At 72.4% G+C, this 13,387-nt stretch carries 12 protein-coding genes and 1 pseudogene; all 13 read left to right on the top strand.

Annotated features, from left to right (window positions below):
* The first annotated feature begins 49 nt into the window (after positions 1 to 49).
* Positions 50 to 1,990, top strand: coding sequence for a molecular chaperone DnaK (gene dnaK / locus QWZ14_RS10170; protein ID WP_290316536.1), 1,941 nt, complete (start codon positions 50 to 52; stop codon positions 1,988 to 1,990).
* A gap of 152 nt (positions 1,991 to 2,142) precedes the next feature.
* A complete protein-coding gene (gene dnaJ, locus QWZ14_RS10165) occupies positions 2,143 to 3,294 on the top strand; it encodes a molecular chaperone DnaJ (RefSeq protein WP_290316535.1) in 1,152 nt (383 codons plus the stop codon).
* Positions 3,295 to 3,445: 151 nt separating this feature from the next.
* The gene (locus QWZ14_RS10160; RefSeq protein WP_290316534.1) at positions 3,446 to 3,871 is read left to right on the top strand and encodes a PRC-barrel domain-containing protein; all 426 of its coding nucleotides are present in this window, start codon (positions 3,446 to 3,448) and stop codon (positions 3,869 to 3,871) included.
* A gap of 135 nt (positions 3,872 to 4,006) precedes the next feature.
* Complete coding sequence (dapB, locus tag QWZ14_RS10155) at positions 4,007 to 4,747, top strand: 4-hydroxy-tetrahydrodipicolinate reductase (protein WP_290316533.1); 741 nt, start codon at positions 4,007 to 4,009, stop codon at positions 4,745 to 4,747.
* Positions 4,744 to 5,391 carry a DUF7002 family protein gene (locus tag QWZ14_RS10150; RefSeq protein ID WP_290316532.1) on the top strand — a complete coding sequence of 216 codons (648 nt, stop codon included), beginning with the start codon at positions 4,744 to 4,746 and terminating at the stop codon, positions 5,389 to 5,391. Before dapB ends, QWZ14_RS10150 begins: the two co-directional genes overlap by 4 nt.
* A gap of 97 nt (positions 5,392 to 5,488) precedes the next feature.
* Complete coding sequence (gene metK / locus QWZ14_RS10145; protein ID WP_290316531.1) at positions 5,489 to 6,676, top strand: methionine adenosyltransferase; 1,188 nt, start codon at positions 5,489 to 5,491, stop codon at positions 6,674 to 6,676.
* Positions 6,677 to 6,744: 68 nt separating this feature from the next.
* Complete coding sequence (gene trmB / locus QWZ14_RS10140) at positions 6,745 to 7,455, top strand: tRNA (guanine(46)-N(7))-methyltransferase TrmB (RefSeq protein WP_290316530.1); 711 nt, start codon at positions 6,745 to 6,747, stop codon at positions 7,453 to 7,455.
* Positions 7,456 to 7,484: 29 nt separating this feature from the next.
* Positions 7,485 to 8,621 (top strand): homoserine O-acetyltransferase family protein, encoded by a 1,137-nt coding sequence (locus QWZ14_RS10135; protein ID WP_290316529.1) that lies wholly within the window; start codon positions 7,485 to 7,487, stop codon positions 8,619 to 8,621.
* Positions 8,622 to 8,661: 40 nt separating this feature from the next.
* Positions 8,662 to 9,723 (top strand): hypothetical protein, encoded by a 1,062-nt coding sequence (locus tag QWZ14_RS10130; protein ID WP_290316528.1) that lies wholly within the window; start codon positions 8,662 to 8,664, stop codon positions 9,721 to 9,723.
* Between the two features lie 94 nt (positions 9,724 to 9,817).
* Positions 9,818 to 10,414 (top strand): ribosome maturation factor RimP, encoded by a 597-nt coding sequence (rimP, locus tag QWZ14_RS10125; protein ID WP_290316527.1) that lies wholly within the window; start codon positions 9,818 to 9,820, stop codon positions 10,412 to 10,414.
* A 4-nt stretch (positions 10,415 to 10,418) separates the two neighbouring features.
* Positions 10,419 to 12,005 carry a transcription termination factor NusA gene (gene nusA / locus QWZ14_RS10120; protein WP_290316526.1) on the top strand — a complete coding sequence of 529 codons (1,587 nt, stop codon included), beginning with the start codon at positions 10,419 to 10,421 and terminating at the stop codon, positions 12,003 to 12,005.
* Positions 12,006 to 12,078: 73 nt separating this feature from the next.
* Entirely contained in the window at positions 12,079 to 12,711 is a 633-nt protein-coding gene (locus QWZ14_RS10115) for an RNA-binding protein (RefSeq protein WP_408903661.1), read from the top strand.
* 109 nt (positions 12,712 to 12,820) lie between these two features.
* A pseudogene (locus tag QWZ14_RS10110) lies at positions 12,821 to 13,387 on the top strand (translation initiation factor IF-2 associated domain-containing protein); the annotation flags it as partial.

Here is a 13,387-nt window from a genome sequence, read left to right as displayed (position 1 = left end):
GGTGCCTGTTCCAAGGGCCGCACCCGCCCGCCGCAGAGGAGAGTTTTGGATGAGCAAGGTAATCGGCATCGACCTGGGTACGACCAACTCCTGCGTCGCCATCATGGAAGGCAAGGAGACCCGCGTCATCGAGAATGCCGAGGGCGCCCGCACGACGCCCTCCATGGTCGCCTTCGCCAAGAACGGCGAACGCCTCGTCGGCCAGAGCGCCAAGCGCCAGGCCGTGACCAACCCGAACAACACGCTCTATGCCGTGAAGCGCCTGATCGGCCGCCGCTTCGACGACCCCGTCGTCAACAAGGACATCGGCCTCGTCCCCTACAAGATCGCCCGCAGCGATGATGGCGCGGCCTGGGTCGAGGTGGACGGCAAGAAGTATCCGCCGCAGCAGATCAGCGCCGACATCCTGACCAAGATGAAGGAGACCGCCGAGGCCTACCTCGGCGAGAAGGTGACCCAGGCGGTCATCACCGTCCCGGCCTACTTCAACGACGCCCAGCGCCAGGCGACCAAGGAAGCCGGCGTGATCGCCGGGCTCGAGGTCCTGCGCATCATCAACGAGCCGACCGCGGCCGCGCTCGCCTACGGCATGGACCAGAAGAAGTCCGGCACCATCGCGGTCTACGACCTCGGCGGCGGCACCTTCGACGTCTCCGTGCTCGAGATCGGCGACGGCGTCTTCGAGGTGAAGTCGACCAACGGCGACACCTTCCTCGGCGGCGAGGATTTCGACGCGCGAATCATCGACTACCTGGCCGATGAGTTCAAGAAGGAGCAGGGCATCGACCTGCGCGGCGACAAGCTCGCGCTGCAGCGCCTGAAGGAAGCCGCGGAGAAGGCCAAGATCGAGCTCTCCTCGGCGCGCGAGACCGAGGTCAACCTGCCCTTCATCACCGCCGACGCCACCGGGCCGAAGCACCTGGTCATGAAGGTCACGCGCTCCAAGCTCGAGGCCCTGGTCGACGACCTGATCGCCCGCACGCTCGAGCCCTGCAAGAGCGCGCTGAAGGATGCCGGCCTCTCCGCCGGCGAGATCGACGAGGTGATCCTGGTCGGCGGCATGACCCGCATGCCCAAGGTCATCGAGGCGGTGAAGACCTTCTTCGGCCGCGAGCCCGCCCGCAACGTCAACCCGGACGAGGTCGTCGCCATCGGCGCCGCGATCCAGGGCGGCGTGCTGAAGGGCGACGTCAAGGACGTGCTGCTGCTCGACGTCACCCCGCTGAGCCTCGGCATCGAGACGCTGGGCGGCGTCTTCACCCGGCTGATCGACCGCAACACCACCATCCCGACCAAGAAGTCCCAGGTCTTCTCCACCGCCGACGACAACCAGACGGCGGTGACGATCAAGGTCTTCCAGGGCGAGCGGGAGATGGCGGCCGACAACAAGCTGCTCGGCAACTTCGACCTGAAGGAGATCCCGCCGGCGCCGCGCGGGGTGCCGCAGATCGAGGTGACCTTCGACATCGACGCCAACGGCATCGTCAGCGTCCAGGCGAAGGACAAGGCCACCGGCAAGGAGCAGCAGATCAAGATCCAGGCCCGCTCCGGCCTGTCCGAGGCGGATATCGAGCGCATGGTCAAGGAGGCCGAGGCGAACGCCGAGGCCGACAAGAAGCGCCGCGAGACCGTCGAGGCCCGGAACAACCTGGAAGCCCTGGTCCACAGCTCCGAGAAGACCATCAAGGACAATGCCGACAAGGTCGGCCCGTCCGAGAAGGCCGAGGTCGAGGCCGCCATCGCCACCGCCCGCACGGCGCTGGAAGGCGGCGAGCTGGAGGCCATCCGTTCGGCGTCCGAGGCGCTGTCGCAGGCGTCGATGAAGGTCGGCGAGGCGATGTACAAGGCGCAGCAGGCCGCCGAGCAGCAGGCCGGCGCGGCCGGTGCCGGTGGTCCCGCCGGCGGCCCGGCCGGTGGCCCGGGCGGCTCGGACAAGGTGGTCGACGCCGACTTCGAGGAAGTCGACCCCTCCAAGAAGAAGCCTAGCTAAGGCGGCGGCCGCGTCCGGGAGCGACCCCGGCGCGGCGCCTGCATGCCCCGGCGCCCCCGGCCAGCCGGCCGGGCGCGCCGGATCGCGGGCCCGCGGGATGACCCCGCCGGGCCCTTTGCGCTGAACCTTCCTCAGGGGACATCGCCCCGGCCATGGCGAAGCGAGATTTCTACGACATCCTGGGCGTCTCACGCGAGGCGACCGAGGACGACCTCAAGAAGGCCTATCGCAAGCAGGCGATGGCCTATCACCCCGACCGCAACCAGGGCGACCGGGACGCCGAGGCCAAGTTCAAGGAAGTGAACGAGGCCTACGACGTGCTGAAGGACGGCGAGAAGCGCGCCGCCTACGACCGCTTCGGCCATGCCGCCTTCGAGGGCGGCGGCGGTGGCGGGGGTGGCGGCGGCAATCCCTTCGGCGCCGGCTTCGAGGATATCTTTGAGGAGATGTTCGGCCGCTTCGGCGGCGGCGCCGGCCGGGGCAACGGCCGCGGCCGCCAGGCCGCCGGCCGCGGCGCCGACCTCCGCACCGCGGTCGAGATCGGCCTCGAGGAGGCCTTCGCCGGCGTCAAGAAACCGGTCCGGGTGCCGAGCAGCGTCTCCTGCGAGGCCTGCAGCGGCTCCGGCGCCGAGGCCGGCTCCACCGCGGCGCAGACCTGCCCGACCTGCCAGGGCGCCGGCAAGGTCCGGGCGCAGCAGGGCTTCTTCCTGATCGAGCGCACCTGCCCGACCTGCTCGGGCGCCGGTCGCATCATCAAGAATCCCTGCAAGGTCTGCCAGGGCGCCGGCCGGGTCCAGCGCGACCGCAACCTCTCGGTCAGCATCCCCGCCGGGGTCGAGGACGGCACCCGCATCCGCCTGACCGGCGAGGGCGAGGCCGGGCTGCGCGGCTCCCCCGCCGGCGACCTCTACGTCGACGTGGCGATCCGCCAGCACCCGCTGTTCCAGCGGGACGGCGCCAACATCTTCGTCCGGGTCCCGCTGCGGATGACCCAGGCGACGCTGGGCGGCGCGGTCGAGGTGCCGGTGGTCGACGGCGGCCGCGCCCGGGTCACCATCCCGGCCGGCACCCAGGCCGGCGACCAGTTCCGCCTGCGCGGCAAGGGCTTCTCGGTCCTGCGCAGCGCCGCCCGCGGCGACATGTACGTGCAGGTCTCGGTCGAGACGCCGCAGAACCTGACCAAGCGGCAGCGCGAGCTGCTCGAGGAATTCGAGGCCGAGGCGGAGAAGGGCGGCCGCAGCAGCCCCGAGAGCGAAGGCTTCTTCGCCAAGGTCAAGGAGTTCTGGGACGGGCTCGCCCGCTGAGTCAAAAACCCCGGGAACTCTCCCCCCGGACCTCCGTTTTTCGGATGGCCGCCGCGTACTTCCCCCCAAGTGGCGGCCCAGGCAGGCGGCGGTGCGACACTGGTCCCACCGCACCGCCGCCCGCCCCCCCCATAATCCGAGGAGACTTGGCATGGCCATGCGCGACAGCAGCACGACCGGGGCATCCGTGACCCCTGCCGCCGGCGTCGCCATCGAGGAGACCGCGCAGTTGATCGCCGCCGCCAAGGTCGGTGGCACGCCGGTCTACAACCGCCATGGCGACCGGCTCGGCACCGTCGACGACGTGATGCTGGACAAGCGCACCGGCCGGGTCGCCTACGCGGTGATGAGCTTCGGCGGCTTCCTCGGCATCGGCGAGCGCTACCATCCGCTGCCCTGGTCCATGCTGAACTACGACGTCGAACTCGGCGGCTACCTCGTCGACCTCGACCGCGACCGCCTGGAGGGCGCCCCGAGCTTCGCCTCGAACGAGGACATGAACTGGGCCGACCGCAACTTCGGCCAGCGCGTCTCGGACTACTACGGCGTTCGTCCCTACTGGGCCGAGGTGCCCTGACCCAGGCCGGGTAGGGCCGATACCGAGGGGCGGTCCTGACCAGGGCCGCCCCGCTTCAATTCGGCCGCGGCATCTGGACGCGGCGGCCCGGCCCGCCCTAGACCCGGGGCCTCACCCCGGGAAGGACGCGCAGCCATGGCCATCCGCATCGGCATCGCCGGCATCGCCGGCCGCATGGGCCGGCTGCTGACCGAGGAGGTCGCCGCGGCGGGCGCCACCCTGGCCGGCGGCAGCGCCCGCGGCGACGACCCGGCCCTGCTGTTCGCGGCCAGTGACGTGGTCATCGACTTCACCCATGCCGGCGCCGCCGAGGCCCATGCCGCCGCCGCCGCCGCCGCCGGCAAGCCCCTCATCCTCGGCTCCTCCGGGCTGGATGCGGCGCAGGAGGCCGCGGTCGCCGCCGCCGCCCGGCAGGTGGCGGTCGTCTATGCCGCCAATTTCTCCCCCGGGGTGACGCTGTTCCTCGCCACCGCCGAGCGCATGGCAGCCAGCCTGCCCGGCGCCCGCTACGACGCCGAGATCGTCGAGATGCACCACCGCCAGAAGGTGGACGCGCCGTCGGGCACCGCGGTCGCGCTCGGCCGCGCCGTGGCCCGCGGCCGCGGCACCACCCTGGAGGCCGCGGGGATCGAGAGCGGGCGGGACGGCCATACCGGCGCCCGCGGCACCGGCACCATCGGCTTCGCCGCGCTGCGCGGCGGCCAGGTGGTGGGCGAGCACAGCCTGCTCTTCGCCGCCGCCTCGGAGCACATCAGCCTGACCCATCGCAGCTTCGATCGCCGGGTCTATGCGACCGGGGCGGTGCAGGCGGCGCTCTGGGCGGTCGGCCGCCCGGCCGGGCTCTACGACATGAAGCACGTCATCGGCATGGCGTGACCGCCTGCGCGACCCTTGGATTCGCCGCCCGCTACCCGCGGCTGTTCCACGTCACCGAGGCCAGCGCCCTGCCCGGCATCGCCCGGCACGGGCTGCTCTCGGCCGAGGCGCTGGCCCGGCTGCTCGGCGCGGCGGTGGACCTCGGCGCCAACCGCCGCGGCTGGACGCCGCTGGTCACCTTCCGCGGCGCGGCCCTGCTGCGCCGACAGGGCATGGCCGATGCGGCGCTCGCCAGCCGTCTCGCCCCCGGCATCGACACCGCCGCCTGGCGCCGCTTCATCAATGCCCAGGTCTTCCTCTTCCCGACCGAGGCCGCCGCCTGGCGGCTGCGGGCCGCCGAGCCGGGGCGCGACCAGGCGGTGCTGGCCGCACCCACCGCGGCGCTGCTCGAGGCCGGCTGCGACCTGCGCCTCTGCCGCTTCAACAACGGCTACGTCGACCGCAGCCCGCCCGGCCGGCGCCGGCTGCGCGGCTTCGCCGACTACCGGCCGGTCGCGGACTGGCGGGCCGGCCCGGCGCCGGCGGGCGCCGCGCCGCGCGAGGTGACCGTCGCCGGCGCCATCCCGCCCGGCATCGCCTGGTCCCGGCTGCCGGCATCCCGCGGGGCCGGCACCCCAAGGTTGCCTGACCTGCCTGTGGCTTGACCCCCTGCGGTGCGCCTGCGACACACGGCCGCCCCATCCGGGGTGAGCCAGGCCGGGGTTTGCCGGACCGTTCCCGCGACAAGAGGCAAACCACGCCATGCGCGACAAAGGTGAATACCTTTTCACGTCTGAATCCGTGTCCGAAGGCCATCCCGACAAGGTTGCCGACCGGATCTCCGACACGGTGCTCGACACCTTCCTGGCGGCGGACCCCTATGCCCGGGTCGCCTGCGAGACGCTGGTCACCACCAACCGCATCGTCCTCGCGGGCGAGGTGCGCGGCCCGGATACGATCACGCCCGACCTGCTGATCCACAACGCCCGCATGGCGGTGAAGGACATCGGCTACGAGCAGGACGGCTTCCACTGGCAGAACGCCCATGTGGAATGCCACCTGCACGCCCAGTCCGCCCATATCGCCCAGGGCGTGGACGCGGCCGGCAACAAGGACGAAGGCGCCGGCGACCAGGGCATCATGTTCGGCTACGCCACGCGCGAGACGCCCGAGCTGATGCCCGCGCCGCTCTACTACGCGCATGGCATCCTCCGCCGCATCAAGGAGCTGCGCTCGATCGGCGACCGCCGCGTCGCCGGGCTGCTGCCGGATGCGAAGAGCCAGGTCACCCTGCGCTACGTCGACGGCAAGCCGGTCGGCTGCACCAGCGTCGTCGTCTCGACCCAGCACGAGGAGCACCTCGAGCAGGCCGAGATCAAGGCCATGCTCCGCCCGCTGCTGACCGAGCTGCTCCCCGCCGGCTGGAATGTCCCGGACGAGGAGTTCTACGTGAACCCGACCGGCAAGTTCGTCATCGGCGGGCCGGACGGCGACTGCGGCCTGACCGGTCGCAAGATCATCGTCGACACCTACGGCGGCGCGGCCCCGCACGGCGGCGGCGCCTTCTCCGGCAAGGACCCGACCAAGGTCGACCGCTCGGCCGCCTATGCCGCGCGCTACGTGGCGAAGAACGTCGTCGCCGCCGGCCTGTCGGACAAGTGCACCATCCAGGTCTCCTATGCGATCGGCGTGGCCAAGCCGCTGTCGGTCTATTTCGACCTGCACGGCACCGGCAAGGATGTGGACGAGGGCAAGCTGGCCAAGGTCATCGACGGGCTGGTCAACCTCTCGCCGCGCGGCATCCGCGAGCACCTGCACCTGAACCGGCCGATCTACGGCATCACCAGCGCCTATGGCCATTTCGGCCGCACGCCGGACCTGGAGAAGGGCACCTTCACCTGGGAGAAGACCGACCTGGTGGACGAGCTGAAGCGCGCCTTCAACCGCTAACGCCAGCTTTCCTGCTGGCCTTGGGGGGTGGCGCCATGCCACCCCCCTTTTTTTGTCTGGAATTCCCGATGACCGCCGACCGCCCGCCGCTCGCCGAAGGCATCCCGGACCGCCTCTACGGCCGCCGCCGCGGCCATCCGCTGCGGCCGCGCCAGCAGCGCCTGCTGGATGAGACTCTGCCGCGCCTGCGGCTTTCCCTGGCGGAAGCGGCCAACCCGCTGGCCACCTTCGCCATGCCCGATGCGCCCCTGTGGCTGGAAGTCGGCTTCGGCGGCGGCGAGCACAGCCTGGCGCAGATCGCCGCCAATCCCGGCGTCGCCTATATCGCCTCCGAGGTCTTCGAGAACGGGCTCTGCTCCCTGCTCACCCATCTGGTGCCCGAGGGCGCCGAGGCGACCGGCCCGCTGCCGGGCAACCTCCGGCTCTGGCCGCAGGATGCCCGGCACCTGCTGAACGCCCTGCCCGATGCGTGCCTGGACCGGCTGTTCCTGCTCTTCCCGGACCCCTGGCCCAAGTCCCGCCACGCCAAGCGCCGCTTCGTCAACGAGACCATGCTGCCGCTGGTCGCCCGCACGCTGCGGCCGGGCGCCACCTGGCGCATCGCCTCGGACGACCCGACCTATCAGGGCTGGGTTGCCGAGGTGCTGGCCCGCCAGAACTTCTTCGACGTGCCCGCCCCGGCCACCGCCCGGCCGGAAGGCTGGCCCGGCACCCGCTACGAGGCCAAGGCGCTCCGCGAGGGCCGCAGCCCGCTGTACTGGAGCCTGACCCGGCTCTAGCCTCGGGCGACATCCCGGGGAACGCCGACATGGACCGCCGCACCGCCCTCGCCCTGCCGCTCGCCGCGGCCCTCGGCGCCACCGCCCGCCCCGCCGCCGCCGCACCGCTCGATGCGGTGGAATCCCGCTTCGCCGAGCTCGGCAGCCTCACCCTGCAATCCGGCGCCACGCTGCCCGAGGCGCGGCTCGCCTACGAGACCTACGGCACGCTGAACGCCGCCGGGACCAACGCCGTCCTCGTCACCCATGGCTATACCAGCAGCCACCACGCCGCCGGCCGCTACGCCCCCGGCCGCGCCCCGGCCGGGGTGGCGGAGAATGCCCCCGGCAGCTGGGACCTGATGATCGGCCCCGGCAAGCCGATCGACACCGACCGCTACTTCGTCGTCGCCTCGAACATGCTGGGCTCCGCCTACGGCTCCACCGCCCCGGCCAGCCGCAACCCGGCCACCGGCCAGCCCTATGGCCCGGACTTCCCGGCGATCACCGTGGTCGACATCATCGCCGCCCAGCGCGCCATGCTGGCGCTGCTCGGCGTGAAGCACCTGGTCGCGGTGATGGGCACCTCCTACGGCGGCTACCAGGCTTTCCAATGGGCGGTGACCTACCCGGAGGCGATGAACGCCGTCGTCTGCGTCAACACCGCGCCCAAGGGGAGCGGCGACCAGCGCCAGACCGAGGCGCTGGTGACCCGCCTCGCCGAGGATCCCAACTGGAACGGCGGCCGCTACTACGCGAACGGCGGCATCGCCCAGGTCCTGACCGACATCCGCGTCGCCACCCTGAAGAATTACGGGATCGAGGCCCAGCTCGGCGCCCGCTTTCCCGACGCGGCCGAGCGCGAGGCCGAGATCCACCGCATCGCCACCCCCTGGGCCCGGGCCTTCGACGGCAATTCCCTGGTCACCCTGCGCCGCGCCGCGGTCGACTTCGACGCGCAGAAGGATTTCGCCCGGATCAAGGCCCGGGTCCTTTATGCCCTGACCACCACCGACCGGCTCTTCCCGCCCGGCATCGCCCCGGCGGTGATGCAGCGGCTGCGGGAGGCCGGGGTGGACGCCCGCTTCTTCGAGATCCGCAACGAGTTCGGGCATATCGGCGCCAATGTGGACAGTCCGGACTGGGTCCCGACCCTGGCCGCCTTCATGGCCAAGGCCGACGGCTAGGCGCCTCGCCGGGCTGGCGCTGCTGGCGGCCGGGCTGGCCGTGGGCGCCGCCGCCCAGCCCGCCCCGCCGGCCGGCCGAATCTACCCGCTGCAGGGCGGCGTGGCGCTGCTGCCGGTCGCCGGCGGCGCCGACTACCAGGTGCAGGACGAGGCCGGCCGCGTCATCCGCCCCTGGGGCCCGCCCGGCCCGGACGGCCGGCTGCGGCTGCCCCCCGGCGGCTGGTACCGGCTGATCCGCCGCGACGCGGTGGGCGAGGCCGAGGCGCTCGGCGGCCGCTTCGCCGCCGGGCTGGTCATCCTGGTCACCGGCCAGTCCCAGGCCGCCGCCCTCTTCGCCACCGGCCCGGCCGCCTCCGGCGCCTTCCCCGCCGGCCCCGGCGGTGCCGCCGCGCCCCCGGTCGCCGCCCTGCTGCAGGGCTGCGCCGGCCGCCCCGGCTGCGGCCCGGACGGCACCGGCTGGGGCCCGGTCGGCGACCGCCTCGGTGCCCGGGTCCTGCTGGGCGAGCTGTCCCGCCGGCTCGGGCCGGGGCTGCCGCTCGGCTTGGCCAACGGCGCCTGGGGCGGCGCCACCCCCGCCGACCTCGCCGACCCCGCCGGCCCGGCCGGCGGCAACCTGCGCCGCATCGCCCAGGCCGCGGCCCCGGCCTCGGCGGCGCTGATCCTGGCGCATGGCACCACCGATGCGCTGCTCGCCACCCCCGGGGAGGTTTATGCCGACCGCCTGCGGACGATCGTCGCCACGCTGCGGGCGGCGGGCGGCCCGGGCATGCCGGTCCTGCTGGCGCCGCTGTCGCCGCTCGACGGCCAGATCCGGCTGCTGGGCAGCGGCAGCCTCGCCACCTGGCTGCTGCCGTGGGACGGCACCTCCGCCTGGCTCGGCCTGGCGCCGCGGCGGCCGCTCGAGCCGCGGACCCTCGCCGCCGCCGCGGCGATCCGCGCCAGCCAGGCCGGGCTGCGCCAGGCGCTGGGGCTGCGGGAGGGCGGCGGCATGGCCGCGGTCGCCCCCGGGCTGGACGGCATCCACTGGACCGCGGACGGCGTCCGCACCGCCGCCCGGGAGGCCGCCGCCGCCCTGGCCGCGGCCCTTCCCCCCGGGCCTTGACGCTTGCGGCTGGCCCGTGCCGTGGCTATATTGCGGAAACTATCACCATCCGAGCTTTAGGGGGGTGGCCTTTGCGGGCCGCCTTTTTTGTTTTTTGAGCATAGAACGTCCACAGCACGAGGGCCTCGAGGCCCGCATCGCCAATGCCATCGCCCCGACGATCGAGCACATGGGCTACGAGCTCGTGCGCGTGCAGGTCAGCGGCAAGGAACGGCCGGTGGTGCAGATCATGGCGGACCGCGCCGATGGCGCCGCCTTCCGGGTGCAGGACTGCGAGGCGATCAGCCACGCCGTGGGCGCCGTGCTGGACGTGGAAGACCCGATCAAGAACGAATGGGCGCTGGAGGTCTCCTCCCCCGGCATCGACCGGCCGCTGACCCGCGCCAAGGACTGGAACGCCTACGCCGGCCACCTGGCGCAGCTCGAGCTGACGGTGCCGCAGGACGGCCGCCGCAAGTTCCGCGGCATGGTGCTCGGCGCCGATGCCGAGACCGCCCGGATGAAGCTCGAGGAAGGCGGCGCCCTGCTCACCGTCGCCCGCGGCAACATCCGCCGCGCCAAGCTGGTCCTGACCGACGCGCTGATCGCGGCCACCGCCGCCGCCGCCGGCCTGCCCGACCAGGACGGGCTCGACGCGGAGGAGGAGGATGCCTCATCCGCCGATGACACCACCCCAGCGACGAGGAACTGACGCCATGGCCGTCGACATCACCATCGCGCGTCCGGAACTGCTGCAGGTCGCCGACGCCGTCGCCCGCGAGAAGATGATCGAGCGGGACGAGGTTCTCGAGGCCATGGAGCAGGCCATCCAGAAGGCCGGCCGCGCCAAGTACGGCCACGAGAAGGACATCCGCGCGGTCATCGACAAGCGCAACGGCGAGGTCCGGCTCTCGCGCTGGACCGAGGTGGTGGAGCAGGAGCCGGTCGAGAACGAGGCGACCCAGCTCTCGCTGCGCATCGCGCTGAAGATCAAGCCCGGCATCAAGGCCGGCGAATTCATCATCGACCCGCTGCCGCCGATCGACTTCGGCCGCATCGCCGCGCAGACCGCCAAGCAGGTGATCGTGCAGCGCGTCCGCGAGGTCGAGCGCAAGAAGCAGTTCGACGAGTACAAGGACCGCGTCGGCGAGGTGCTGAACGGCGTCGTCAAGCGCACCGAGTACGGCAACCTCATGGTCGACCTCGGCCGGGCCGAGGCGCTGCTGCGCCGCGACGAGACCATCCCGCGCGAGGCCTTCAAGAACGGCGACCGGGTGCGCGCCTACATCTACGACGTGCGGGAGGAACCGCGCGGCCCGCAGATCTTCCTCTCCCGCACCCATCCCGGCTTCCTCGCCAAGCTCTTTGCCCAGGAGGTGCCGGAGATCTACGACGGCATCATCGAGATCAAGGCGGTCGCCCGCGACCCCGGCTCGCGCGCCAAGATGGCGGTCATCAGCCGCGACAGCAGCATCGACCCGGTCGGCGCCTGCGTCGGCATGCGCGGCAGCCGCGTCCAGGCCGTGGTGCAGGAACTCCAGGGCGAGAAGATCGACATCATCCCCTGGTCGCCGCACAACGCGACCTTCGTGGTGAACGCCCTGGCCCCGGCCGAGGTGACCAAGGTGGTGCTGGACGACGACGCCCGCCGGGTTGAAGTGGTCGTCCCGGATGACCAATTGTCGCTTGCCATCGGGCGCCGCGGCCAGAACGTCCGCCTCGCCTCCCAGCTCACGCGCTGGGACATCGACATCCTGACCGAGGCCGAGGAATCCGAGCGCCGGCAGGAGGAGTTCCGCAAGCGCAGCGGGCTCTTCGTCGAGGCGCTGGACGTGGACGACGTCATCGCCGGGCTGCTCGTGACCGAGGGTTTCACCTCGGTCGAGGACATCATCTCGGTCGAGGACGAGGAACTGGCCGGCATCGAGGGCTTCGACGAGAGTGTCTCGGCCGAGCTGAAGCGGCGGGCCGAGGCCTTCCTGGAACGACGGGACGTGGAACTGGATACCAAGCGGCAGGAATTGGGCGTCGAGGATGCGGTCGCCGAGGTCGGCGGCTTCACCCCCTCGCAGCTCGTCGCCCTCGGCGAGAAGGGCGTGAAGTCGCTGGACGACCTCGCCGACCTCGCCTCCGACGAGCTGATCGAGATCATCGGCGCCGATGCGATGGACGAGGACACGGCGAATGCCGTGATCATGGCGGCGCGCGAGCATTGGTTCGCCGCCGAGGACGGCGAGACGGCGGAAGCCGGCGATACGGCACCGGCTGGGGATGAGACAAATGACCGTGGCCCCCCAGCATGAGTCCCCGCCGCCGGTAGCGACCGGAGCCGACCTCCTCCCGGGCCAGGCCGCGCCGGCGGCCCCGCCGGAGGAGATCGACGAGCCCGAGACAGGCCCGTTGCGCCGCTGCATGGTGACGCGCGACAGCCTGCCGAAGGAGGCCATGATCCGCTTCGTGCTCGACCCCGCGCGCGAGGTCGTGCCCGACCTCGCCGGTAGGCTGCCGGGGCGGGGAATGTGGTTGTCCGCCAGGGCCGATGTGCTAGAACGCGCCCTGAAGCGCGGCGCCTTCGCCAAGGCAGCGCGCGGGACAGTGCAACTGCCCCCCGACCTTCGTGCCCGGATCGAGGACGGCCTCAAGCGCCGGCTCCGCGATCTCGTCGGCTTCGCCCGGCGTGGCGGCCAGGCGGTCTGCGGCCGCGAAGCGGTGCGGGAGTGGATGCAGTCCGGCAAGGCCGGGCTGCTGGTGGAAGCGTCGGACGGCAGCGCCAACGAAAGGGCGCGGCTGGTCGGCAACCGGGGGTTCGCCGTGGTGGCCCCGCTGCCGGCCGAGATGCTCGGCGGCGTCTTCGGGCGCGACCACGCGGTGCATGTCGCCATCGCGCCCGGCCAGTTGGCCAAGGCCATCCAGGTGGAAGCCGCCAGGCTGGCCGGGATGAGCGCGGCGCCGCCGCCACCGGCCGCGGCACCGCGGCGCAAGGGTCCACCGAAGGGCGGACCTGACTAAGGCAGCCGCGCGGTCAGCATCGCGCCGGTTGGGTTTTCTGGAGCATCCCTGACGGGTATGTTCCCAGGCATACGTAATGACGTCAGACGGATCGGGTTCGGATCAACGCATGAGTGACCAGAACGACCAGGATGCGGCCAAGAGCCGGCTGAGCCTTCGGCCCGCCGGTGGCCGGCTGGAACTGGGCAAGACCGTGGACGCGGGCAGCGTCCGCCAGAGCTTCAGCCATGGCCGCAGCAAGACCGTCCAGGTCGAGGTGGTGAAGAAGCGCGTCGTGACCCCGGGCACTGCCCCGACCGCGCCGCCGCCGCCCTAGACCGTGGCCCCCGGCGGCACCAACCGCCCCGCCGGCACCGGCGGCGGCCCGCCGAGCGGCAACCGCTCCGGCGGCGGCGCGCCGCAGCGCAGCGCCGCGCCCTCCGCCGGCCGGCCGCTGACCCAGGCCGAGCTGGCCACCCGCCAGCGCGTGCTCGAGGAGCAGCGCCGCCTGGAGGCCCAGCGCCAGCGCGAGGAGCGCGAGCGCCAGGCGCTCATGGTCCGCTCCGCCGCCGAGGAGGCCCGCCGCCGCGAGGAGGAGGAGCGCCGCCAGGCCGAGGAGGACGCGGTCCGCGCCGTCGAGGAGGCGCGCCAGCGCGCCGAGGACGAGGCACGCGCCGCCGCCGAGGCCAAGAAGGCG

The sequence above is a fragment of the Paeniroseomonas aquatica genome (genome assembly GCF_030409335.1).
Classification (GTDB): domain Bacteria; phylum Pseudomonadota; class Alphaproteobacteria; order Acetobacterales; family Acetobacteraceae; genus Belnapia; species Belnapia aquatica.
The sequence above is the reverse complement of the archived record's forward strand: the minus strand, read 5'-3'. Positions and strand labels throughout refer to the sequence as shown.

Excerpts from the sequence above, each read along its gene's own strand:
- metK (WP_290316531.1), top strand. The coding sequence starts at position 5,489 with ATGCGCGACAAAGGTGAATACCTTTTCACGTCTGAATCCGTGTCCGAA.
- trmB (WP_290316530.1), top strand. The coding sequence starts at position 6,745 with ATGACCGCCGACCGCCCGCCGCTCGCCGAAGGCATCCCGGACCGCCTC.
- QWZ14_RS10160 (WP_290316534.1), top strand. The coding sequence starts at position 3,446 with ATGGCCATGCGCGACAGCAGCACGACCGGGGCATCCGTGACCCCTGCC.
- QWZ14_RS10135 (WP_290316529.1), top strand. The coding sequence starts at position 7,485 with ATGGACCGCCGCACCGCCCTCGCCCTGCCGCTCGCCGCGGCCCTCGGC.
- dnaK (WP_290316536.1), top strand. The coding sequence starts at position 50 with ATGAGCAAGGTAATCGGCATCGACCTGGGTACGACCAACTCCTGCGTC.
- dnaJ (WP_290316535.1), top strand. The coding sequence starts at position 2,143 with ATGGCGAAGCGAGATTTCTACGACATCCTGGGCGTCTCACGCGAGGCG.
- dapB (WP_290316533.1), top strand. The coding sequence starts at position 4,007 with ATGGCCATCCGCATCGGCATCGCCGGCATCGCCGGCCGCATGGGCCGG.
- nusA (WP_290316526.1), top strand. The coding sequence starts at position 10,419 with ATGGCCGTCGACATCACCATCGCGCGTCCGGAACTGCTGCAGGTCGCC.